Source organism: Providencia sp. PROV188, from assembly GCF_027595165.1.
GTDB lineage: Bacteria > Pseudomonadota > Gammaproteobacteria > Enterobacterales > Enterobacteriaceae > Providencia > Providencia lanzhouensis.
The window spans coordinates 58,478-82,577 of record NZ_CP097292.1; the positions used below are offsets into that span (position 1 = coordinate 58,478).

The window sequence follows — 24,100 nt, forward strand, 5'->3', positions numbered from 1 at the left end:
TCATTAATTAGTTCGACGGCGTTGCTCAATTAATTCATTTCGATAAGCGATATCAGCCATATTCCGTAAAGAATCTAGTAAATCCTCTCGCCAACTTGGGTCAAAAAATAACGTTGACGGTAATGTTTTACTGGCGATATATAATTCATATAGCAACACACTATGTTCTTTATGACTTTTTAATAAAATCTCATCCCCAAGAATATCGGATAATATTGCATCAACCGCATGGGGTTCTTTTAATAGCGAAAACATCAACAATAACCAAACTGATTCTGCGACGTTAAAACTCGATATAGAAGAGCTTGATACTAGCTTCCCTATAAAAGAAAGATCCGCAGAACGTAGTGATTTAAGCTGACTTAATCGACCTAATAAATATCCAAACTCTAAATGAGAACAACTTGGATCTAAAGAATCAATGTCGCTTAATAATGCACCTTCAATATAATCCAAAACAATTAAACGTCTTTGATAACCATAACTACTTACCCAATCACTATACGTATCTATTTCGTCAGACTCACTTTGAATAAAATGCCTATAACTAGCCCTTAATAACCCAGGTTGTAGGTTCATCGACTTACCAAACAAACGCGCTTTAAGAGCACAGTTAATCCCTGCTTTAAGCATTTTAGGATCAGCTTGAGCTTCAACCTCTTTCAATAAAACTTGTAATTTCTTACGTACAGCTTCACTTAACTTAGTTCGTTTTAGCAATTCTCTTAAAACTAAAACTAAATCACTCGGATCAGGAAACAGTTTTTGAGCTTGTCGTAATAATTCATCCGCAGTAACATTCTGAAGCTTGGCTGTTTGCAGTATTTTCTGGGCTTTAGGAAGAATATCCTCATCTAAAACCCGTTCAAAACTACTCGATAATTCTCCCGCTTTTTTATCGTAATCGCGTCGATTTCGAAATTGCGCCATCGCTGCAGACATTTCATCTGTAGATTGAACAAATCTTTGTATCTCAGCGCCGGGAGAAGTATCCTCTGTCTGCAAAGCCTCAGCTTGACGAGCATCATTATGTCGATTAACCTCTTGCTGCGCAGCCTGCCTTGCAAGAACTTTCGCAGAAATTAATCCGCCAGGGGAAACATTAATTGCCATTATTCAGCTCTAATTCAGTGTCGCGATTTAAAAAACTAATAACCCATTTATGTAACGGATCATCGGTAATATCAGCTCCGCCTTCTTTCGTAACCTTTAATGCAACATCGTTCGCATCAAACATTAATGGTTCAACAATCTCTTTAGGTTGAATTAAAAAAACGCGAACAGTATTACTCTTATTCTGATTGTTATAACGAAATAATCCGCCAACAAAAGGAAGATCACCTAGAAATGGAACTTTCTGTAAATCTTGAGAATTTGCATCACGCGTATACCCTCCAATTAATAAACTTTTACCTTGTGGGACACGAGCAATCGTACTGATATGGGTTCTTCCAACTTCAGGTAAAACATCAACATTCTCTTCATTGCTATAATCAGCCGTCCTCGCTTCATTACCGTCTTCAATATCCAGTAACATTTCGATTTGTCCATCTGCAGCAAATCGAGGAAGAACACTAATCAAAGTCCCATAAGTAACATCGGCTAAGCTGGAAGTCCGCTCGCCAATGAGCTTGGTATAGAATGTTCGGTTATTATCGAAAATCGCTGGAATATTTTCCTGCGTCATAATAACGGGTCGGGAAACAACGGTTGCTTGTTTTTTTTGCTCAAGCGCATACACAGAAGCAATAAACTTCCCGCCATCCAACGTACTTATTGGTGTGGACTGGTTAAAAGACATACTTAATTTGTCGCCTAAATTGATCCCTCCGCTCCATACCACACCTAATTGATCCAAATCACTTTTATTTAAATCAATAATCCAAAGAGATAATTCAACATGACGTTTGGTAATATCTAACGTTCTAACTAATAACTCAATAAAATCAACTTGTTCTGCAGTTCCCTTAACTAATAAGCTATTTGTTCCAGGATAAGCAATAACTTTAATATCACCGGCAGCTGCGGTTTGCTTTAAAGCCTCTGGTAAACTAACGTTAGAGTTATAATTCAATGGACCAGATGATGTTCCGTTCATTTCAGAAACAAAATCAGGCATTTCAGTAATTTGTTTATTCAGAATATTATTAGCTAAAGGTTGCTTTTCTCCCTCTAATAAATTCTCAATAACTGTCGCCATTCCAGGAATGGCAATTTCCTGACCGCGTAATTTATATACACGATCATTAACAAAAGTATTATTTAATCTAATAACACCTATTTTTTGTTTTCCGAGTTGAATACCTTCATCTTTTTTATCAATTAAGGTAGCCGTATTAACAATTAACTCAACAAAAACAGGAGGACCTGAAACATAAAACGTATTACTATTGTTATCACCTCTTAAAGGATAACGCTGGTCATACAGCCCTGACTTACGAAGAAAATCATTAAATGACGTCAATGAGATATTTTGTAATGAAATTACAGCATTTCGAATTTCGCTCGCATCATAAATGTAAATAGCTTGCCCATCAAAATACCAAAGCAATCCTAATTGGAAAGAAAGCTTATCTAATAGCTCTTTTGGTCGACTGAAATCAAAAGTCCCTGTGATTTTTTTTCTTGCAGCAAGTTTACTAACAATCACGGGCTCATTAAGCTTGGCAGCCATAGCTTCAAAAAAGCTACGTAAGCTATCATCTTTTGCAACGTAACCATGATCACCTTTCGCATTTAACTCCACAGATAATTCGGCGGCTTGAGGCGCAGTAATCCCATATGACACCAGACACAAAAACAACGCTGAAAAAATAACTTTAGTTTTCATTTTGAATAGAAGCCAATCTAATAATATTTGATAAATCACGAGGAGATACCCCCATCATTTCTCTAATCTCATTAGAGAAATGAGATGATGAGGCATAACCATTATTAAGGGCTAATTGAGTTAAGTTGCCTTCTTTTTCTATGTTTTCAAGCAACGACTGAGCCATCCGCCAGATCCTCAATTCATTTTTTACTTTACCGCCCAATGCATGATTACATAATCGACGAAAATGCGAGTAAGAAACACCATAATTCTCACCTAACTCAATCAAAGTATTACCACTTTTTGATTGGTTAAAAAGAAATTGAATGACACAATAACTTTCCATTTGACGTAACATAGAAATAAAAAAAGTGAACTCTTCTGTTGGAGTCATATATTGTTTTAAAAACCAACGCTCACAGCTTTTGATATCCTCACATATCTCAGGATTACTTAACTCAAGCACCATCCAGTGAGGAGGCTTCACTTTGGCTAAATTTTTCCCAAAAGCCATATCCATAAATGCAAGAAGTTTACTTAAACGCGCTAATTTTAATGACCTAAAAATAACACTTTCGCTTTTTATATGGACAGAGACACGATTTAAAATCAATAAAGAACTCTTTACAATTTCGCACTGTTCATATGCTTTATCTTGATGAATATCAAAAACAAAACGCTCTCCTTGATTTGGCGTTAATAACCAAACCTCTGAGTTATATACCTTTATAACATCCTCTTTTTTTAAACATTCAACAGGATTTAGCATATGATTAAACTCAACGTAATTATAATTAGGTAATAAGGATCACCTAATTACCCAAAAAAAACATGATGGAAAAATGATGACTACACCTACAATTATTACTAATTAAAATCATAAGTATTTTTAACAAATAACTTTTATTCGGTTTACTTTTTTGAAAATCCCATATCACATTAATATAATTGATAAGATATCAATACCAAAACAGTGGGTAGTTAAAAAATAAGAATAGAATAACGTTAAATTAACAATCCAATAAAAATTAATAAAATCACACAAAAAATCTCATTATTATAATCCGCAAAAAACAAAACTCTTCCATAAACCAAATCATGAAAAAATGTATCACACTAAAATACCCTATCTCACCACAAAATTTAAGAATAAAAAACATCTAATCGGATGATAGAATAACAACATCATAAAAAATTTAATTAAGTTTGAAATTAAATCCCCACTTCCTATCAATAAATTAGCAAAAAAAATTGCAGCAAGTTATGAATAAAATAAATAATAAAATTATTTTAGATGACTAAAAAACTATCCAAAAAAAATGAGACAACTATAATTAGATTTTCTGCTGTAACAGTTGCAGAAGTCATGATGAAAAATCCCATCTTACTGAAACTCAGATCGATAATATTTTCAATATTCACTGATTCAGGGATGAAAGTAGAAGATATTTGCCGTCAAAATGGGATAAGTAATGCCACTTATTATAATTGGAAATCAAAGTATGGTGGTAGGGAAGCTAATGATGTTAAACGATTAAAAGAGCTTGAAGAGGAAAACATAAAACTGAAAAAGCTCTTTGCGGAAGTTAGCCTTGAAAATCATGCGATGAAGGAGCTTTTCGCAAAAAAGAGTTGGTAGTGGCTGAAAAGAGAGCCTGTACTCAATCATTAAAAGAGGCTGGTTTATCAGTCACTAAGGCTTGTGAGCTGACGTCATTGGCACGCGCCACATTTTACCGTCAGCTAATAGATTGGCGCAAAAAGACCGTGTGGTAATAATCTGTGTTAGCTAAATCGCCACAATCGGGATTTTGGAAATGCTATTTCCGACTGAGATTTCAAGGCTATCCTTTTAATCATAAACGAGTTTATTGTCAATTAGGATTGAACCTGAAACAACGGGTTAAAAAAGTGCTTCCGAAACGTGAAAAAATCATTAGTGATAGAAAAAGTCCCGAATATTCAATGAGCATTGGATTTTATGCACGATAGTTTATATTGCGGTAAGCCCTTCAGAACTCTCAATCTTATTGATGAAGGAACGCGTGAATGCTTGGAGATTGAGATTGATACGTCATTACCGGCTGAACGCGTCATCAGGGTGCTTGAACGTTTAAAAGCCGAAAGAGGGTTGCCGAAACAGATCCGAGTCGATAATGGCTCTGAACTCATTTCAGTTAACTTATTGAATTATGGTGAAGATAATCAAATTTCGTTGTGCCATATTCAACCGGAAAAACCGCAACAAAATGGATTTATCGAGCGTTTTAATGGTTCGTTCCGTCGTGAATTTTTAAATGAGTATTTATTTGAATCGTTGAGCCAAGTTCGAGAATTAGCATGGTTTTGGCTGCAAGATTATAACCACAATCGAACTCACGAAAGTTTAAATAATCTCCCACCGGAGACATATCGAAAACAGTTAGAAAACTCTAAGTTGGTGTGTCTCAATTAAAGGGAAGTGGACAAGATCGTTAATATTTTCAATACTCACTGATTCTAGTATGAAAACTAATGATATTAAATAATTAAAAGAGCTTGAGGATGAAAATACTAAGCTAAAAAATGTTTGCTGAAGTCAATCTTAAAAATCATGCAATGAAGGAGCTTTTCGCCAAAAGGGTTGGTAATGACCTGAGAAAAAACGATGAGCTCAATCATTAAAAGAGACCAGTTTATCAGTCAACCCCGAACTACGTTTTACGCCTTGTTTCCCCTACTTGTAGGCTCCTGAATATTTTGTAAACACCCAGTGGCGATTTAGTCATGCAGCAATCGAGAGTTAGCCAGGAGAAGCCTATGGTATCCTGTTGTTAGCAAATGAGTAATAACCATGCATAGGATCCCGCCACTCCTGTAATCTGCAGTGAGCTGGCTTGACGATCATATTTTTGTGGCATTTAGGGTATTCCATTGTCAACCCATTCTGAGTACAAAGAAGATGGCATTCATAGCAGGAATAACTATCATCGTAGTCAATGATGCATCCCAAAGCTTATCGCTGATTTGCCATTTATTATCTGACAATCCCGCTTGGGATAAGAGCTAAACACTAAAGGTCAAACAATTTAGTTCCCCCTCCCCCAGAAAAATCTTTATATACATATCAATTTTTATACTGGCATTCATAAATAAATGCATACTGAGTCACGCAACTCACACCGACTAAAAAATAAATAGTATTATATCAACATACTATTTAATTTGACCGAAGCGAGTAATGAAATAAATCCCATAATGCACAGGAAACATCCTATTAATTGAAAGCGACTAAATTAATCACTTTCAATTAAAAAGGTGCAGAATACCGTTTTAATTGAGTCTCTACTTCTCGAGTAGCATCCTTCCTTAACTGTTCTACACTCACCCCTCCGAATTTATCTTCAAAGACAATATCAGTTAATTTACTTGTAACAATATTTTTTATTTCATTTTTTTCGTGGCTACTCATATCTCTACTAGATACTAAATTCTCAAGCTTATTAGTAACATATGAGTTATTTCTTAATATGTGCCCAATTGAACTCTGTGTACACCTAGAATCTAATTTAACCCCAGAGCCCAATCTATTCGAGAGGTGAGCAAAAATACGATCTTTTTGAATGTTACTTATATTTTTCGCTTGTTGGTGACAGATACGATCAATAGTTTTATTAACCTCAGCAGATAGATGAGTTACTGTTTCTTGACAGACCCAAGAAGGCTTATATACACCAGAACGTAAGATGGCCTTATCGACTTCTTTATTTACCTTTGTTAAACTTATACATGTAATCCGATTATTTACCTGAACAGATAGCGACTCTCTTCTCACTCCGAATAATCGGTCCAACATTCCCCCGCTATTTCTTTCCTGCTTAAAAGAGATCTCTGCTGCTGCTCTAATGCACGGATTATTAACCATTCTACATGTTGACTGCCCAATAGAACTAAACATAATCAATACCCTCACAACTCCATATAAAAACATGCGTAAATCTAAAATAAAAAAATCAAAATGTAAATAATACCAGCGCACAAAAAAAATTGATAATGCCTCCACCAATGCAGATAACAAAAAACAAACAATTAAATCACATATCAACCACTTCCCCCTATAATCCTTATCATCAATGAATAAAGCGTATCCTTACCTTATTCTAATACTTTATTCCAACAATATTTACCCTCTATAGTGCTAAACTAAAATTGACCACGGTTTTTAGAGATTTCCCAATACAATCGTTCTGACTCACTGGGCGTTACCCTGCTGTTATTCTGATGCAACCTGAACTGGCTATAATATCCAATAATGTAGCGGATGATTTCTTGTTAAGCCTTTACAAAACAACGCTCACCTACAAACGGCAATACATTGAACAACAGTACACACTAAGTTAGTTGGAAAATCACGCCTTATATCCCCGTCCTGAAGAACATGGTTTTACGGTACATCTGATAAAAAGCATGAAGACAACCTATTGTAATAACACCAAACAGGTAGGATGAGCATTTTTTGATATTATTTATCACTCAATACATGAATCATATATAAAATTTATGAATTTAATTCATAATTAAAAACTATATAAACTAAATTTTAAATTATCGAAATAAAAATGATAAATAATCACTTTTATAGCAAAAAAATAACGTTATATCACAATAAAATACCATTTTAAAATTAAAATTTTATTTCCACTACCAATCTGAATCAAAAATATCTAGAATCAAAGATTTCAACCTTATATATTTAAATATAAATAGCAAGATAACAATCCAAGCGAAATAAAAAATTAAAACACACATAATAACATTTAAAATAAAAACAAAAGTAGAATAGATTTTTTATGAAAATAACATTAAAAGACTATTAAAACAGATTTCACAATAACATAGAAAGCACTCCAACAAAAAACATATGCAGGATAAGCAAAAGAGTTCATCGGATAACAATTAAAATACATTCCTGCCAGTATTATACTATAACCAGATAATATTAAAGGTATAAAAATGAAATCACACCAAAATATTTTAAATTCTATCGGTAATAAATTAGGTATCCCACTATCCTTTGATGATAATAAACAATGTATGTTATTGCTTGATGATGACTTATTAGTATCTATACAGGCTAATGAACATTATTGGTTATTAAATGGATTGATATCAAAGATAAAGCAAGAAAATTGCAGTCTTTGGTGCGATCTCATGATTTTAAATAGGGTTCTTGCCGAAAAAAATTTGGGAACAATCGGCTATGAACCCACATCAGAAGCTCTACTTTATTTAGATTCAATTACAAATTTAAGTGAGGATAATATCCTTAATAAAATAGAATCATTTGTAAATAAGTTAGATGATTTTAAAGAAAGATTAACCTAAGTAATCAACATTAATTGCGAGGATGTTTTATGCAACATATTAGTTTATCCCATTTTTCGCAAGTATCTGGAAGTCAAGATGCTCGTCTAGTTATCAGTAACACCTCCAACGAATCAACCATTACCACTGCAAGTGAAGGATTTTGTGGTCGAATTTTAAGTTTCTTAGGTCAATTTCCACTCTTTAAAAACATAAGTGCAGTAAAAACCCATATTGAAAATATCAAAACAGCAAATCAAGCCACCGTAGCGGTATTTGCAGAGGCTTTATCAAATTCCTATGGTGCCAACACTGCGGATAAAGTTATTTCAGCTTATAACTTAAGTTCTGGTGATACACCTTTAACACAACGTAAAATTCAAACAATTCTTCTTCCTGCAGCGCAAATGATGCAAGCTAAAGAGTCATTTGTCCACGAATTAGAGCAAAAATATGGTCCGAATGTTGCTCAACAAGCTTTAACAATGAGTAACTTTATCTCTGCAGGCTCCAATAAAAATAATCTAAAAGCAAGTATTATTGTTACTGAAGGTACGATCCCGCCAGATTATAATACCGTTGAAGCGCTGGCAAAAAACATACAACAAGCCGCTCTTGCATCAGCCTTAACTAGCTTGACTCGAATAGAAGAATTACAAAAGCTCTCAGGTCAAGAATTACAAACAAAGTATTCTAAACTATCAGAAGGTAGCGGGGCATTGAGAACATTACAAACATTACTAACCAATTTATCTAACTTGTCCGGTATTCCTGGAATGGAGGAGTTTCAGAATACACTAAAAAGTGTTTTAGTTGGTAATAGTCCTTTTTCTCAATGGGGAACTACTGGTAGTTCCGTAGAAGCATGGGTAAATTCAGCCTCTCATAATGACCTATCATTAGCGGCAGAACGAATCCAAGGAATAACAAAAGATGTGATGGCATTAAAAGAAAAACTGCTAGCTCATCAAAGTGGTCGTCCGGTTAAGATAGAACTACCGAAATTAAACTTGCCTCGATTCGGTAATATTCCTGTGAATCCTAATACCCAAATTCATTTACAGGATAAAACCCCTATGCCGGCTAATCTTATGTCAACAGGTGGAGTTCCTGTCGCTATAGCTTGCTCATACCCAAAAGGAACGCTAAGTGGTATAGAATCACATCTGCGAATGATACTCGAACAAAAGCCTTCCTGCCTCGTTATATTAACTGGGGATGATCAAATAAGAGCTAAAAAACTCCCTGATTACTTCAGGCAACCGGGTACCGTTGGCTCTATAAATATTCAAGTAACCCAAGAAGCTGGTGTTCTAACGCCAAGTGGAGTTGAAATTGATAATTATCACTTAAAAATAAGCTCTGAGACTGATGCCTATACTCTCCCCGTCATGCATGTTCAAAGTTGGAAAGATCATCAGGCTCTACAAAGTACATCTCAATTACTGGAATTAGCGCAAATAACTCTAGAAACGTCCAATGCAATTGAACCTATTTATGAAAATACGAGAGCAACTACAAGCGTACCAATGGTTCACTGTTTTGGCGGGGTTGGTCGTACAGGAACGTTAATTACAGCAATGGAATTAATCAAAAATCCAAGCTTATCTAGTGAGAAAATCATTACAGACTTAAGGGAGACTCGTAACAAAAAAATGGTAGAAGACAGACCCCAACAGCTGCAACTGCGCCAATTAGAACATATGTTAGTTTCGAAAAATTTCGTAAGCACTCTATTATAAAATATTTTAAATAAAAAAGTTAAATTTAGCTAAAAAGCACCTATTTGGATAGGTGCTTTTATTCAAAAAATAGAAGAGCAAAGTGAACTAAACGATGAATATAACAAGCATAAATACCACGAACAATTTAACTCCACAAACTATCTTAGACGCGGCAACGATTACATCTAGTAATGGTAAAAAATCATGGTCTAGTATGACTTTTGCAGAAAAAGCACTACAAATTCTGTCTTTTGGTATATGGTTTCCTAAGTACTCACAAGAACAGCAAGCTCAAGCCAGAGATATAATAAGTAAAATGACCCCTGTTCAGCCGATGGCAAGTGAAAAAGCACGAGTAGAGGGTACATTTGAAGATTTAACAAAACTATCTATATCTCTTAGCCCCGGAGAAGATATCACTGCAAGTATAATCTATGGTTCGGGCAAAGAAGAAGTCCATCATTTTGATGGAGAAAAATCCGAAATAATAAAACACAATTTACCATTTAGTATTCATAAGCCTTATCTTATGAAACACCATGCACCTCATGATATGGAAATAACAAATCCAAACTCTATGAGAAATTTACTCAAAATAGCTACTCAACATTCAACCTCAATTGTGACGCCTCACTCTTCAGAAAGAGATCTGCTCGCAGGCACATCACCATTTAATAGTGTATTTATCGATGCCCATCGAGCATTCGGGAATGTAAGTATTCATGTCGATGGAATGGCACTTCCAACTGAAGCCCAGAACGAATTATCACAAATTTTAAAGCTAGACTCTAAAAAATCAAACGATATAGTAAGTGCATTAACGCCCAGTGAAGCTATGCGAGTTGTAAATCTATGTGATGGAACCGACCAACAAACCAATAATCTGTATGAGCTGCTTACATGTTCATCAGGGATTACAGCACTGTGTTCCGCTTTCTTTCAGTTATATCCATTGCCCGTTTTAGTCTTAAATCAAGAACAGGTTAATAAGGCACTTATGCATTCGGCTGAACATGGAATGAATTTACCTAATTCATGTATGAGTGTAAACATTTCTACAACGAGTCAAGATGGGTCTTTCCTTATCACCAATAATACAGGCTTACCCACAATGTCACCAAACCATCCAAATAAACTCGGGTTATTAATTTGTCGAACAGAATATACTATACCTAATAATATGCTATGCGATATTTCCTCGATGCAGGCTTGTATTCATCCTGAATATAGTGGTTCAACTATATTTACAGATTAACCCCCTCCCCCTAAAGTGAAGTGCTCCCTAAACGTTGGACTCTTTTAGTCTAATTTGAAGGGTGCTTTTTTTATACTCTAGTGTTTAAAGTTAATCATGCTATGCTCCGCCCATGAATTGAATTATCAATTACATGGGATAGAGAGTCTAAAAGCTAAAACATCAAAACCTGTTTATGCTCCTGAATTCAAATTTAATACGGTTCAAATACTCCTCAATGAGACATATATACATGAATGAAGTTCACTGGCAAACTTGATATCAGTGACAGGTCAATGCTTAGAAGCTAGTTATGTCAATACAAAGAACACGTAAGAGAAGGGGGAAAACCTCAATTTTGTCATACTATTGTCATTCTAACCCAATAAAAAAGTACAGAAAAAGCACACTATCTTTGGTACATGCATACATGAGATTGCTCCACTAAATCCCACGCAATTTATAAAATTAATAATCTCAATAATAATCCTGCATACATAATATCCATTTCTTTCATTGATTGGTTAAATTTCTCATTGATATACGTACACCAAGCATCTTCATAGGCATAGATTTTTTCAGCTTAATTCAGAAAAGTAAGCCTAATATTAATTCCGGGCACTTTCCCTCATATTTTGAGTAATTAATAATATAGTTTTCAATTATTGACAAGATACTTTTGAATATAGAAAACTATATCCTCCTTAGTTATTAGCTTAGAGGATAAAATTAAATCATCGATACTATAACGGATTATTTTATATTCACTATTTATAAATAAGAGCTGAGGATACAAACTAGTTAACATATTAATGGGTACTGTCATTATCATCTAAAAATACCATTTCAGACAAAAGTTAAATAATATCAAACACATACACCAAATCTCTATTCTTTATATTGATTGAATTATCAATATAAAAATCATACTGAATTTAGTCAAGGTAATATATGAGAGTTAATACAATCCCCCTTCCCTCACAACAAGAAAGAAATCCAGTAGAAAAAACAAATATACCTAATTCTATTAATAGAAACAACGAGGAAAAAATAACACATGAACCGTTCATCAATAGAATAACAAAGGTTAAAAATACTTCAACTGATGAAGTCATAGCCATTGGTAAATTAATTCAAGAGGAAATAAGAAAAACAATTAACCCTTCAAGCCCGCCTCCTGTTTCGACCACTGGAAATTGGAAATCAGCGATTATACATCGTATAGGATTATTAATGTCTGGTGATTCTTCTCAAATATCCTTGAGTGATAGCAATCAATAAAAATTCACATCAGTTATTCCTCAAGCATCTAGTCTACCATTTTCGGTAGACGTACATTATCCTTATAATGAACAAAGCTCAAAAACATCTATTTCATCAGTTCAATATGTAAAAGTAAAAAAAAGAAGCCTTGATAATATTGAAAAAAATAACGTGGAAACAAATAATAACAATAATGTAAAATATTCTTTATCTAAAGATAATATTGAAGATAAAGTATTTCGTAATAGTCACCCCCCAAAAAAACCATACCATTTATTGCTTAAACCATTAAAAGAAAGCATAAATAACTATAATAGTTTAAGTGAAAAAAACAGTAGAAAAGGAATAGAATTATTAAAAGAACAAGCTAATTTGCTTGAGAAACTCCATGAGAAATTAAATGAAAAAAGTAATGGTGAAAACTATTCAAATGAAAGAAGTAATATTTTAAACTTAATCCATGAGATTCAAAATGAATATATGTCCCATAAAGTTGAAATAGAAAAACTCATTCATGTAGTTTGGGTTGCTGGTGCTCCACCTGAAAGTATTACAAAATATGCACACGCATATAAAAATGCATATCCTGAGTTTACTTTTAATTTATGGATAGACCCAAATGCTATGCTTGCTTATTTGTTTAATAAAGAGATTAAAGAAATAGCTTTTGAAAATGCTAAAAGTGAGGTGATTAACCTATTAACCGAAAAAGAGTTGAAAACATTACAAACAACAACTGATTTAACGCCGGAATTCAATATAAAATTAAAAGATAATTTTGAACATTATCTATTTAAATCAACATTACAACTTCAAGACGCTGTAATGAATTATGCATATACAAAGGGATTGCTAACATTTAATGATAATAACCGCATCTCTTTTTTAAAAGAGGTCTGCACTATGATGAGGAAAAAATTCAATCCTTTGAAAAAAAATTAAAATATAATAAAGATAAGCTAGAAGAAACAAAGAATAAATTAATTGCTATTTTCGGACCAGATAAATTAAATATAAATAGCGTAACAGAATTACCAGAAATGAAACAAGTGCATAGCAAACAATACTACCAAAGAGAGCTTATTCTTAGAGGAAACTATGCAGCAGCAACTGACATGTTACGCGCAATCATATTAAAAAATCATGGTGGCATTTATTCAGATTATGATATAGCCCCTGCCTATACGTCAAACGTTTATCAGATCCTTCAAGATAATAGTAAAAACTTTGACTTTTTAGAACAGGAACCACTTCGTCGTGCAATGACTGATGAACTACTATCATTAGTGAGTGAAGAACCAAGTGCTGGAACTAAAAATCAATTATCTATAGAAGATAAACAACGATTAGAGCTTATTCTCAATGAGATAAAGAAAGAAAAAAAATATTTTCTCCAGTACAAACTAAAGTAATACGAGATTCACTTCTTATGTCTAAACGCCATCAATGGTGGGGGAATAGAAAAGGTTGGAATGAAAGAGGTAATAATAACTTCCTTGTTACTCATAAAGGAAGCAAAGTTCTGGATTTTATTATTTCAGATCAAGAAAAAACATATCGAGAACTTCTTGGAATAAGAGAACAATTAAGATTTGAAGGAATAGGAGAACAACGTTATTACTACAACCAAGATAATACTAAACACCACGAACCATTGCGTGGACGTGAAAAGGTTGAAGCAAAATTATTTGTATCAGGATTAGATAGCAATAATCAAAAAAACAGAAAAAAAGAAGAGTTAAAAAAAATAGAGAAATATCTTAAAGAATATGGAGAGCTACTTAAAGCTGATACAACAGGACCAGTCGTCAAAGATATTAGGACCTCCAATGATTTTCTACAAGGATATAGCGATGCAGATGCAATCCGCAACATTACTGGATTCAAAAGTGAAATGAATATAAAAGAAATTGTTGAGCTCATGAAAAAAAACAGATCGCAACTTAATGATAAACAAATGGGAGAATTAGCGTATGAAGTTGAACGTCGAGCTTTATCTATAACGTTTCAACCTATGCTAGAAAAATATCATCAACTTTTCGATAAAGTTACATCAAGTGGTAATATTGATAAATTCGCAACAGAAAAATTGATGCCTCAATTATTAATATTAAATCTATCTGGAGATGGGTTTGGTGGTCGATGTGACCCATTGTCGATGTTAATTCTGGCAGAAAAACATTTACAGAGTACCAATCAACAAAAAGCGCCTGGAAAATTATTTGAGAATTTATATTCAGCGGCGTCAGTATTAAGTGAGCCGATTCATTATACTGAAATAGAGATAGCAAATGCTAAGCAATTACTATTGACGTTATCTAAATTGCATGCCAAAAACCCCATGCATTCAACATACAATATTGTGTGGAAGAATAAAAAAGAAAATATACCTTTAAACGAAGTTCTAAGTATGTTGAATAACAAGAGTACTGAACCCGTTCTGCTAAAATTGGAGGCTCCCGGTCATGCTATGGCTGCATGGTCTATTAATAACGGAGATATTCGTATCCATGGATTTTATGATGCAAATGGAGGCGTTGTTGAGTTTTCAGATGAAAATAAATTTAGAGAATACTTCCTAAGTGTATTTAACAAAGAAGGTTTAGACAAAGGGAATAAATACAAACTAAAAATAGATAGTAAAAATAATGAATTAATGTTTAATCGCGTTATTTCTATAAATGGTGATGCATTGGCAAAGTATAAAATAAGCCATAAAGATAAGTCATTACAAGATATATTAAACGTTGAAATATTTGAGTCAAAACCTAAACCAATAAAAAAACAAAATAAAATAAAAAAATAAAATTTGACCCCAATAAATATAAGAGTGGTTCATTATTTTCTCATTATAGAATGGATGGAATAATTCCTCAAAAGGATAGCTACAAAGTTTGGAGGTGCAACAGGAAGTTTATTGACCAAAGCTGCAACCGTGATAAAGCTACCACTCCTTGATACTGCTCTTAACCTATGGTCATTAGGAGATGCTGTCCAAACTTACTTAAATCCAAATATCAGCAGTAAGGAACGACTCTTGGCTGGTATTGACATTGGTTTTGCAACTACTTATACCTCTTTGGCCTTATTAGGTACCGTTTTTCCCCCGTTAGCATTGTCTACAATTCCTATTTATTTTTTCAACAGGAAGTGAAAAATCTATTAAGACATAATCATCATATTGATATGAGAAGAAAGGCGTGGTTGTCTTTAGAGCATTATTTAAACGAGTCTTCCAAATTAACTATCTTAGCAAAGCCAGAAAAAAAATTACTTGATTTATCACCTAATAAATTGTTAGGCGGAGTAACTATTGATTTGAGTGTCTCTCCACCTACATTCAATGCCTATCGCTCTTACAATGATGGGAGAGACTTTGGCAATCATGCACATTTGAGTGATCAATAAGTTAAAGAGAGTAGTGGGTATGCAAAAGCTTGCACAAGTACACTCGATATCCCAGAAATTCATTTGGTTGGAAGCATAGATAAAGTTATTTGTAATGATAACGCAAAGCATGAGTATCAATTAGCTAAAGGGTATGCGAATCGTTTGTGGCAGCCAACATTTCCAGTGATCCCTAAAGGGGATTATACAACAGTGATTCTCGGATATAGTGCTCGTATTATAGCTTATACAGAAGCTAAAAGAATGAATGACGGAACCTATAAAGAGTTAGCGAGAACAGATCATGTATTAATGCATAAGGATCATAAATCAACAATCATAACTTGTTCGGATAACTTTACTACATTTGCTATTCCTCCATTAGAAAAAGAACTATTTTTACTTAAAAATCAAGATATTTTACATGCGATGAAAGAATCTTGGTTTACTTTGAAAGGAGGAAAAAATGGTATGATTTTACAAACAAATGGTATAGGAAACGTAGACTTTCAAGGTCAACCTCATACTCAAAACATTTTATCATTTAAAAATCTTGGACAAGGATTTTCTGTTCACGTTAATCTAAATCAAAATAGCCGACAAACTGTAGTGCGTTCGTTACTGCCATATCTTACCCATCATTCCTCAAAAATGATGGATTTGATACAGAATAACATTAATACTTTAATAGGTTCTGACTATGGATACGATACCTTTATAGGAAATCAATATGATAACCATTTCACTCTTGGGGCTATTGGTGGAACTGTTCATCTAGGGGGAGGCAATAATGTTGTTGAAATACCTGTCCCAGATACAAAAACTAAAGTATATAGAACAAGTATACATTTATCACCTAATTCTGGCATGCAATATTTTAAATACAAAGGTGGAATCAATGATATAGACCATATAACATATAATGATGATAGTATTTATCTGTTTTTTGATAAAAATAGAAATCTAGATGCAAAAAGAATCGAAATTCATGCACATAAAGATGGTGATATTTCAGAGTATGTTAATAAATTAGTATTTTCAACTGAAGATGGATTGAATTTAAAACTAACGGAAGATAAAAAAACTTTCACATTGGAAAGTGCGAATATGAAATCCTGGAAAAACATCATAAAAACAATGAGTTGGATTATGAGTTAATTATCAACTCTCTCTATGAATCATATTGCAAAAAAACACTTGCATTTTCTTTGATTAATTAATGAAAATATTTGTAACTAATAAAAATATTGAGTGCATTATCAATAAACCTGATATTTCATTTAATGTTCCAACAAATTATTCTAGTATAACATATGGTGAATCAGGGGTTCACTATATATAAAATGCTATTAACAGCGAACCAACAACCATCATTTTAAAAAATTCAGCATCTAAAATAGAACATATAGATATATCTCCATTATTAGTTCCAGTGAGTGGTGAAAAAATAGCTGTATATGCTAAAGTTTCAGGAAGTAAATTAATAATTACTGTACATAAAGGGAGTCATCAAAAAGAGTATACGTTGTTGAGTTCTGACTCATCTAAATTGGATTCGTCTTTATCAAGACTAGAGTTCTCTAACTCAACATATTTAACATTATTGGATATTTATAAATTAGTAAGTACATCTCAAGGAAATGTATTAATATTTGAATGTAATTAAACACTAAGTTCGAACTGTAAATTGTTAATGCATTGATGGGGCTGAAAATGCTTTTTAAATCCCTTTAAACACGCTAAGCCGCATGAAACTTATACCTTCATGCGGCTTAAATAGCAGAATCAATGAGAAAGAATAAGATACAGATTAATTAGCGAACGATAAAGCAAAGAGGAATGATTGACAGGAAACGACATACTTTTAAGATGTATGAGATTGCTGAGTAGTTCACTGTGCTCATCCATCGCCTCAAGGGTAACTATAACATTTTCATTGTTTAGTGTGCATATGATATCCCTTTGCACTTTTGCGGTAGAATAATTTCACCATTGTTTTCCTTTTTGCATAATGATGAACAATTTGAGTCAATAGGTGATTGAGATGAATATTGGTAGTGGGATTAGCTTGACAGGGAATGTTCCAGGAACTAATGATGAATCGAGTACAAATCGGATTCAATCTGTGTGGACATCCTTATCTGAAGAGGAGTTACTTGATCAATTAAAGAACCACTTCCCATTAGCTTTAGCCATTAAAAATATAACAACTAGCAGTCAGTCCGTTAGCCTTCTTTCTACTGCAGAGATAGTAGCAGTGAAACTTTATTCAGGAGAGGCGTATAAACCACTGAATCGTAAATTAAGGTCAGGGCAAACTATGACGTCTGCGGAACAATTACTTGATATTGCTTTATCAAAAGCGCTGGCAAAATCCTCATTGAATATTTTGACAAAAACCTATAGAGGCTCACAAGTAACAGATGCATTGGGTTCGATTGCTGAGGGCAAAGTTGGGCAGGATCCAGCTTATTTATCTACCTCACGAGATCCCAATATCGCACGTGAATTTGCAGAAGAGAATAAATATTCTCTTTGGAGCGTCATATTTGGGTGTTCAGGTTTTGATATGGTACCTGTGAACAAAGATACAATTGAAGCTGAAGTTCTGTATCCCAAAAACACGGCAATGCGTTTATTGCTGCGTCATACGGTTCAAAAACGAGAGTACCGAGTGTTAGAAGAAGCCTCGGTATCAGAAGGCTGCGGGCATATCCCTCTTTTAGTTGATGCACTAGATTTAGCAAATCAATCCCGTTAAATCAATATTACTTTTTAGTGTGGACGACTGTCGGTCTGGTATCAGCAAGAGTTTGAGAAAGAAATGGGGTGGGCTTGCCTTACATACAAAATGACTCTTGTAAAATTACACTTCTTAATATCCTCTATGAGCCCCCTAAAGAAAAAATTAGCGTGATACGTTGATGCATATAAATTGACTAATGTACTCATATAACAATTACGACAATTTTGCTGTGGATGCTTGCTCCTCTTTGCTTCAAGCATTTAGTGAGAGCCAGAAATAAGAAAGCCCCGATATAGTTATTTATTACCATAATCCAGATTGCCATTCTTTACTTAGTACTAGAAATTGTGTACCTCTAATAAATAAAGTGTCAAGGAAACCCTAAATCTTTGAGCTGTTCAGTCTCGGAAGTGAAACAAAACAAATCATGTTGGTGCACAATATCATTGCAACAGGCACGTCAATCATTCGATGTTTAACCAAAGTAAATAAGTCACTCAACATCCCCCCGTTGAAAATGTTTTTGTTTCAGCGTGGTTTGTAAATAGATTCTCCGATTGGACGTTTAGAGCCGCCTTATCCTCTCTACGCCAGTTTAAGAGCTACTACGTCAGCAAACAGAATGTACCGAACCAATGATTTTTTCTTAAATCAAAATGAGGATATGAAGTTGTTATCATATTGTTCGTTATTGTTTAGCCCATTTTTGAACGGTGTTTTAACGTGTCAGTCACATTGAATTTGTAATTAAATCATCCGCTTAACTGTCGCCCTTAGCATAATCGTGATCCGGTATGTTACACGGTGGCTTATGGAAGCAAGACAATATTTGATTTAGGGAAAATCGAATGGTGGTACTTTTGAGAGGAGATTCGGTTTGTGCTGGGTATTGACCACCACAGATTTACGACGAGAATAAATTACCTGCGATGGATTTTTTCAATTTTTTTCTGAGTCAGTTGTTTTCAGGTCTATGTTTACATTCCATATAATGCGGACTTCCAGATTATGTTTCTTCTCAATGTATTAATACCAGATTATCACGAAATTTCACCGAAATCACCCGCCCGTAGGGCTGTAGACGGCAAAAGCTGTTTCAGAGAATACCATTAGGTGAGGGCCGTCGAGACCCGCGCTAGCGGTGGCGGACGGATAAATACCCCAATCCCTCCCCCGCCCTGGTTAAGCCTAGAGGAATTAAAACAATTGTATAGTTTTTTGTCCCTTTGAAAAACGCAGTGAGACGGGCGAGAGGCGTAGCCTCGATGAACGGCTGTAGCTGCGCGTTAAGGTGACCGAAGGTCAGCTTTACGGGGGCAATCGCACGGTCTTTTCACCTTCTTCTGAGCGACTGCCATTTATGGCGTGTAAGCGAAGGCTTTATTGTTTTTATCTCTTTAGAGTGGCGGCTTGAAAAAGCAGAGCCGCAACTCCTTATTTATAAGGTCGTTTAGTTCAGAACCTAAGAACGAATTTAACGCTAAAACGCCAATACGATTCGAAGTTAATTGATGAGAATAAAATCATTCGAAGTTAATAGTCTAAATAAAGAACGAACATGTTCGTCCCCCCCCCTCGCAGCAAAGAACGGAGGGACTGGGATAAGCATTTTTCGCTAAAAAAACAGGCTATCCAAGTTTAGGGCAAACGAAACTACCGCCAGTCAAGGCGGTTATTTAAAATAACAGGATTAAGAGTCAGGCAGGTGCTCAAGGTAATGCAAATAGAGTGCTTGCCCTTGAACACTTGGATACAAGGTTTTCATTTTACGCTCAAAGGCCATTACAACCGCTAATGGCTGAGTCGCCTTCCAGGCTTCAAAACGACGCCATGCCGCCCGCTCTGAACTTTCAGGTACGCGCAAGCTTTGGGCTAACGCTTTCTTTTCCTTCAAAGCCTTGACTAAATGTTTCTTCTCTTGTTTTAGCGTCTCATCCTCCCCAATCACTAATGTTTTCAGATTGTTGAGCAGTTTTCGAAGTTTATGTTTATCATCCAGCGATGCCACATTCGCTCGAGCGAGACGTAACACATGTTGTGCATAGCGCTTTTGGTAGCTTTCTTTTAAGCCACGTTTTTCCATCCAACGGCTGAAACTGGTCACAACATCACGCAATTCCTGTTTCGAAAAACCTAGCCCATGAAAAAACTCAGGGCGTATCCAGATACGCATCGCTTTGTATTGTTTCGCTTCAACATCAAAATCGCGGTCAATGATAATCAGATTGGCGTGTTCCCAATCACGCAGCGCATGCAATATGGGATCGTAACTTTTACGACCACTTTCATAGCGGTACAGTTGACCACACAGCTCAGCCAACTTTTCCACCGAGCACATCACTTCAAAGAGGGTGTCACTTTCCGGGTTATAATCCGCATACGCAATCATCGCCATCGCGAGAGTATCAAAAGTTTCTCGACGCTCTGAACGCACGGAGATCCTCTGCTTTCGGGCGTAACGCAGTTGGTAAATATACGGGTTTCGGTTCCAATCGTGACATTTTAACGCCGCAGCAAAGCGACGCACAGGCACCAATTTCGGTAATTGACCTAAAAATTTTGGTACATAATGACGATGAACTTTTCTTGGAAAACAAGATGTTGTGGGTAAGGTTTCAGCATTAGCCATAAGGTTCCGTACTTATGTTGTACGGAAGGAGTTGAATTTTTTTACACATAATTCTATACTCCCTGATAGGAACTCAACAATATCCTAACAGAATTGCCAGTTACCCCCCTGTTTATCTTTCGCATCCGCCAAGATTAGAAAAGATAGCAGGGGGTTTTGCATTTCCAGAGATAAAATAATTCATCTCTAGCCCCAGATGTATCATGCTATTCACATGTTTTCATAAAAACTTGTCAGAATTTCATTAATTTTAGAATCAAGTAGCTCTTGTAACTCTTTAGGGACGCGATTAAATTCATAACTAAACCCTCGCCCTTTCATTCGTTTTCTCGCATATGTGTTTTTATCTTCAAAAGCCCATAGCGGACTGACTGTTGCAAGGTTGTGTTGATTTTTGGCACTCAAATTATCAGTAATATCTTTTAGTGCATATAAAATTTCTTTTTTTAGCTCATCAGAGGCTATCTGATTAGTGCTAATTAGGTGAGCAACATGCTCATTGACATATTCGAATATGTCATTTCTGAGTAAATTGTGGGTTTGAATGATCTGCTCGATGTTTAATAGTAACTTATAATCACTGTAATTCAATTCTGCTTGAACGGGGAACAATGCAACCAGATCATCCGGCGCGGAAGCCGCCTGTATTGCTCGCGTTACTTTTGATTCTGATAGATTTTCAATTTTTGCGATATCTTTTTGAGAATAGCCTTTTTCTCGTAATTGTAATAAACGTAAACCGACTTCTCTTAAATTATGTTCTTTCGCAGTTTGAATATCCGCCGCTAATTGTCTTGCATCCTCACTGCTAATTTCGGATTCAGTAACAAGGATCATGAGTCCAACATGACAAATTAGCGCAGCAGCTCTTCGTCTCGAACCATCTAATATTTCAATTTTTCCATTTGCTCTGAAACCGATAACCGGGAAAAATTGCTGTAATTTAATTGTGCGAGTGATATCAATTAATGATTCCGGCGTCAATGCACGTTGATCTCGACCGTTAACAGCAAATCGAACAAATGTTTTTTCTTCTATCTCATCTGCAGCAATGTGTTCCAAATGGAAAACAGCAGACTTTCCTGATTTAAGAATAAATCGCTGAGTATGCTCTTGGTTATTTGCTAAATGAGAAAATGAAGTCGCACTTAACGTTCTGCCAATTGTTTTTCTTTTAGCTTGCATAATAACCTCGATTTATTCGAAGAAACTCTACACGATCAAAGACCGCTTTTGCGAAATCTTCCGCTGCGCTTTTAGCATTTTTTAAAGCCTCAGCACTTCCTATATACGTTGCAGGATTTGCAGAAATCACGGTATCAAATGATTCTCCACAACGTTCAAATCCATCCAAGCGAGGCAATGCAACATCGAGCATATCACCACCAAAAATTTCCTTCGCTAAACTATGACATAGTTTGTGATCTGTTTTACTTGCAAGTTTAGACATAAACCCAATATTACTAATCAATTTAACATTCTCGCCTGTAGACTGGATTAAGTCGATAAGCTCAGGTAAACGCGTTAAATATTTCAGCGTAGAATGAAAATCAACTTGTGCAGGAGGTACTGGCGTCATTAAAATATCAGCTGCAGCAATCGCATTCGATAAAAATGCATCTAAATGAGGTCCACTATCAATAAAAATAAAATCATAGTCATGCTTAATTTTATTGATAATGTTATCGCGAAGAACCGTATAGAAATTATGATTGGGTAAATATTCCGCACATAAAATTTCCCACTGTGAAGCAATAAAGGCATCTTCAATCGATGCAGGTATGACATCAACACCTTGAACCACAGACGGTAAGATAAACTCACTAAGCAACTCGTCTCGAGTCACATTTTGAAGCATAGCCTGAGCGGCCGTTGTTTCAACAGAGCCAATGGACTGCATATGGTCTAAAAACATCGTTGCTGATGCTTGAGGATCGAGATCGATAACAAGGATCCTTAAATCTTCAAATATAAGATGCGGATGTGTTCTCAATGCATGCGCAAGAGATACCGTACTTACCGTTTTCGATACCCCCCCCTTTAAATTACCAATAAAAAAAGTAAACGCTTCGGAATATCGGTCTCGATATTTTGGGATCCCACGATGGTGATAAATATCAACAATATTTTGGATAGTCATCGCATATTTCGATGATGTCCCCGCCTGTCTTTTTTCAAACTCATAGCCAAGCGCCTCCATCTCATTCACCGCATAATCGACGCTGGCACGAGTCAATTTTGGTAATTTAGCGACTGCCGCTTTGGAGAATACTTGATAATATGTCGTTTCATTCAACTCTTCTTTTTGAGATTGGATCTGAGTAGTTAAAGACTGCAGTAATTTTATAGAACGGCCAGCAATTTTATTAAATTGATTATTTTGCTTAATCACCTAGAGTTCCTTTTTATGCAGCATTTTAGATTTAACCTAATATTCCTACATACTGAACGCCTTGTAAACATTATTTATGAAAAATTTATTCACCACCGCACAAAAACAACATACATAGTTGATTTTTAAGGAGAAATAAGATCGTTCACCTTGGGTTTCACGTTGAAATCACCAATATTTAAGAATGAAATAATCATCAGTCAATTGAAAGATTAAATGTTTTCTTTTCGATTATTCTACCTTAAAAAACAATAGGCAAATAATTATATTAATATCTATTGATGAATAAGAAGTCACGCAGAGAAAGGCATTTCATGACGAGAATAAATATATTTTTTTATTTTAACAGGTAGGTTATCTCTTTTCAGGAAATCTAAAGTAAAAAAAAATGGTTCTAAAAAAATTGACATACTGTAATATTGAGACTAGCCACCGCACATCTCGATGAATCATTCGCTCCCCTCTCCTCCCCTCCGTTTAACAAAATTAATTTTTGTTGTCACTAAAAAATAAATTCAGATAAAAATGGAATATAGGCATCCTTGTCACAAAATAGGCGCGTAATAGTAA

The 24,100-nt window shown here is 34.9% G+C and carries 17 protein-coding genes and 3 pseudogenes; 12 read left to right on the forward strand and 8 right to left on the reverse strand.

Going from position 1 to position 24,100, the window contains the following annotated elements:
- Nucleotides 1–3: 3 nt before the first annotated feature.
- From M5X66_RS18135 to invF, 3 genes are read right to left on the reverse strand one after another with little or no spacing between them, the layout of a single operon-like run.
- On the reverse strand, nucleotides 4–1,113 hold the full coding sequence (locus M5X66_RS18135; protein ID WP_036954254.1) for a YopN/LcrE/InvE/MxiC type III secretion system gatekeeper: 1,110 nt from the start codon (nucleotides 1,111–1,113) through the stop codon (nucleotides 4–6).
- Nucleotides 1,103–2,830, reverse strand: a complete 1,728-nt coding sequence (sctC, locus tag M5X66_RS18140) for a type III secretion system outer membrane ring subunit SctC (RefSeq protein ID WP_036954466.1) — start codon at nucleotides 2,828–2,830, stop codon at nucleotides 1,103–1,105. Before sctC ends, M5X66_RS18135 begins: the two co-directional genes overlap by 11 nt.
- Complete coding sequence (gene invF / locus M5X66_RS18145; protein WP_154635822.1) at nucleotides 2,820–3,581, reverse strand: AraC family transcriptional regulator InvF; 762 nt, start codon at nucleotides 3,579–3,581, stop codon at nucleotides 2,820–2,822. Before invF ends, sctC begins: the two co-directional genes overlap by 11 nt.
- Nucleotides 3,582–4,150: 569 nt before the next feature.
- On the opposite strand from invF, the pseudogene M5X66_RS18150 reads away from it, so the two are divergent.
- A pseudogene (locus M5X66_RS18150) lies at nucleotides 4,151–5,267 on the forward strand (IS3 family transposase).
- A 49-nt stretch (nucleotides 5,268–5,316) separates the two neighbouring features.
- A pseudogene (locus M5X66_RS18890) lies at nucleotides 5,317–5,434 on the forward strand (IS3 family transposase); the annotation flags it as partial.
- Between the two features lie 667 nt (nucleotides 5,435–6,101).
- Here the strand turns inward: M5X66_RS18890 and M5X66_RS18155 are convergent.
- Both M5X66_RS18155 and M5X66_RS18160 read right to left on the reverse strand, forming a co-directional pair.
- On the reverse strand, nucleotides 6,102–6,896 hold the full coding sequence (locus tag M5X66_RS18155; RefSeq protein WP_080684238.1) for a hypothetical protein: 795 nt from the start codon (nucleotides 6,894–6,896) through the stop codon (nucleotides 6,102–6,104).
- An 85-nt stretch (nucleotides 6,897–6,981) separates the two neighbouring features.
- Nucleotides 6,982–7,162, reverse strand: a pseudogene (locus M5X66_RS18160) (IS3 family transposase); the annotation flags it as partial.
- Nucleotides 7,163–7,804: 642 nt separating this feature from the next.
- On the opposite strand from M5X66_RS18160, the gene sicP reads away from it, so the two are divergent.
- The 10 genes from sicP to M5X66_RS18210 all read left to right on the forward strand — a co-directional run bounded on the left by sicP (nucleotide 7,805) and on the right by M5X66_RS18210 (nucleotide 18,524).
- Entirely contained in the window at nucleotides 7,805–8,176 is a 372-nt protein-coding gene (gene sicP / locus M5X66_RS18170; protein WP_036954261.1) for a chaperone SicP, read from the forward strand.
- Between the two features lie 29 nt (nucleotides 8,177–8,205).
- Nucleotides 8,206–9,897: a type III secretion system effector BopA family protein gene (locus M5X66_RS18175; protein WP_036954265.1), complete on the forward strand. Its 1,692-nt coding sequence runs from the start codon at nucleotides 8,206–8,208 to the stop codon at nucleotides 9,895–9,897.
- Nucleotides 9,898–9,991: 94 nt separating this feature from the next.
- Nucleotides 9,992–11,134: an EspG domain-containing protein gene (locus M5X66_RS18180; RefSeq protein ID WP_036954268.1), complete on the forward strand. Its 1,143-nt coding sequence runs from the start codon at nucleotides 9,992–9,994 to the stop codon at nucleotides 11,132–11,134.
- A 930-nt stretch (nucleotides 11,135–12,064) separates the two neighbouring features.
- A complete protein-coding gene (locus tag M5X66_RS18185; RefSeq protein WP_036954271.1) occupies nucleotides 12,065–12,394 on the forward strand; it encodes a hypothetical protein in 330 nt (109 codons plus the stop codon).
- Nucleotides 12,395–12,547: 153 nt separating this feature from the next.
- Complete coding sequence (locus M5X66_RS18810) at nucleotides 12,548–13,318, forward strand: TcdA/TcdB catalytic glycosyltransferase domain-containing protein (protein WP_336432857.1); 771 nt, start codon at nucleotides 12,548–12,550, stop codon at nucleotides 13,316–13,318.
- Nucleotides 13,294–13,788 (forward strand): TcdA/TcdB catalytic glycosyltransferase domain-containing protein, encoded by a 495-nt coding sequence (locus M5X66_RS18815; protein ID WP_230480614.1) that lies wholly within the window; start codon nucleotides 13,294–13,296, stop codon nucleotides 13,786–13,788. The genes M5X66_RS18810 and M5X66_RS18815 overlap by 25 nt, the downstream gene beginning before the upstream one ends.
- A gap of 17 nt (nucleotides 13,789–13,805) precedes the next feature.
- A complete protein-coding gene (locus tag M5X66_RS18195; RefSeq protein WP_230086698.1) occupies nucleotides 13,806–15,182 on the forward strand; it encodes a hydrogenase in 1,377 nt (458 codons plus the stop codon).
- Between the two features lie 344 nt (nucleotides 15,183–15,526).
- Nucleotides 15,527–15,784 carry a hypothetical protein gene (locus tag M5X66_RS18200; protein WP_148444773.1) on the forward strand — a complete coding sequence of 86 codons (258 nt, stop codon included), beginning with the start codon at nucleotides 15,527–15,529 and terminating at the stop codon, nucleotides 15,782–15,784.
- A gap of 63 nt (nucleotides 15,785–15,847) precedes the next feature.
- A complete protein-coding gene (locus M5X66_RS18205) occupies nucleotides 15,848–16,921 on the forward strand; it encodes a DUF3491 domain-containing protein (protein WP_036954281.1) in 1,074 nt (357 codons plus the stop codon).
- A gap of 886 nt (nucleotides 16,922–17,807) precedes the next feature.
- Nucleotides 17,808–18,524: an ADP-ribosyltransferase gene (locus tag M5X66_RS18210; RefSeq protein WP_036954285.1), complete on the forward strand. Its 717-nt coding sequence runs from the start codon at nucleotides 17,808–17,810 to the stop codon at nucleotides 18,522–18,524.
- 1,675 nt (nucleotides 18,525–20,199) lie between these two features.
- Here M5X66_RS18210 and M5X66_RS18215 read toward each other — a convergent pair.
- The 3 genes from M5X66_RS18215 to M5X66_RS18225 all read right to left on the reverse strand — a co-directional run bounded on the left by M5X66_RS18215 (nucleotide 20,200) and on the right by M5X66_RS18225 (nucleotide 23,527).
- The gene (locus M5X66_RS18215; RefSeq protein ID WP_051422734.1) at nucleotides 20,200–21,138 is read right to left on the reverse strand and encodes a RepA family replication protein; all 939 of its coding nucleotides are present in this window, start codon (nucleotides 21,136–21,138) and stop codon (nucleotides 20,200–20,202) included.
- Between the two features lie 210 nt (nucleotides 21,139–21,348).
- Complete coding sequence (locus M5X66_RS18220) at nucleotides 21,349–22,323, reverse strand: ParB family protein (RefSeq protein ID WP_036954288.1); 975 nt, start codon at nucleotides 22,321–22,323, stop codon at nucleotides 21,349–21,351.
- Nucleotides 22,313–23,527: an AAA family ATPase gene (locus M5X66_RS18225; RefSeq protein WP_222859990.1), complete on the reverse strand. Its 1,215-nt coding sequence runs from the start codon at nucleotides 23,525–23,527 to the stop codon at nucleotides 22,313–22,315. The genes M5X66_RS18220 and M5X66_RS18225 overlap by 11 nt, the downstream gene beginning before the upstream one ends.
- Between the last annotated feature and the right edge of the window lie 573 nt (nucleotides 23,528–24,100).

What these genes read in the sequence shown, in the direction of transcription:
- M5X66_RS18135 (WP_036954254.1), bottom strand. Translation starts at nt 1,113, where the DNA reads ATGGCAATTAATGTTTCCCCTGGCGGATTAATTTCTGCGAAAGTTCTT.
- sctC (WP_036954466.1), bottom strand. Translation starts at nt 2,830, where the DNA reads ATGAAAACTAAAGTTATTTTTTCAGCGTTGTTTTTGTGTCTGGTGTCA.
- invF (WP_154635822.1), bottom strand. Translation starts at nt 3,581, where the DNA reads ATGCTAAATCCTGTTGAATGTTTAAAAAAAGAGGATGTTATAAAGGTA.
- sicP (WP_036954261.1), top strand. Translation starts at nt 7,805, where the DNA reads ATGAAATCACACCAAAATATTTTAAATTCTATCGGTAATAAATTAGGT.
- M5X66_RS18175 (WP_036954265.1), top strand. Translation starts at nt 8,206, where the DNA reads ATGCAACATATTAGTTTATCCCATTTTTCGCAAGTATCTGGAAGTCAA.
- M5X66_RS18180 (WP_036954268.1), top strand. Translation starts at nt 9,992, where the DNA reads ATGAATATAACAAGCATAAATACCACGAACAATTTAACTCCACAAACT.
- M5X66_RS18185 (WP_036954271.1), top strand. Translation starts at nt 12,065, where the DNA reads ATGAGAGTTAATACAATCCCCCTTCCCTCACAACAAGAAAGAAATCCA.
- M5X66_RS18195 (WP_230086698.1), top strand. Translation starts at nt 13,806, where the DNA reads ATGTCTAAACGCCATCAATGGTGGGGGAATAGAAAAGGTTGGAATGAA.
- M5X66_RS18210 (WP_036954285.1), top strand. Translation starts at nt 17,808, where the DNA reads ATGAATATTGGTAGTGGGATTAGCTTGACAGGGAATGTTCCAGGAACT.
- M5X66_RS18215 (WP_051422734.1), bottom strand. Translation starts at nt 21,138, where the DNA reads ATGGCTAATGCTGAAACCTTACCCACAACATCTTGTTTTCCAAGAAAA.
- M5X66_RS18220 (WP_036954288.1), bottom strand. Translation starts at nt 22,323, where the DNA reads ATGCAAGCTAAAAGAAAAACAATTGGCAGAACGTTAAGTGCGACTTCA.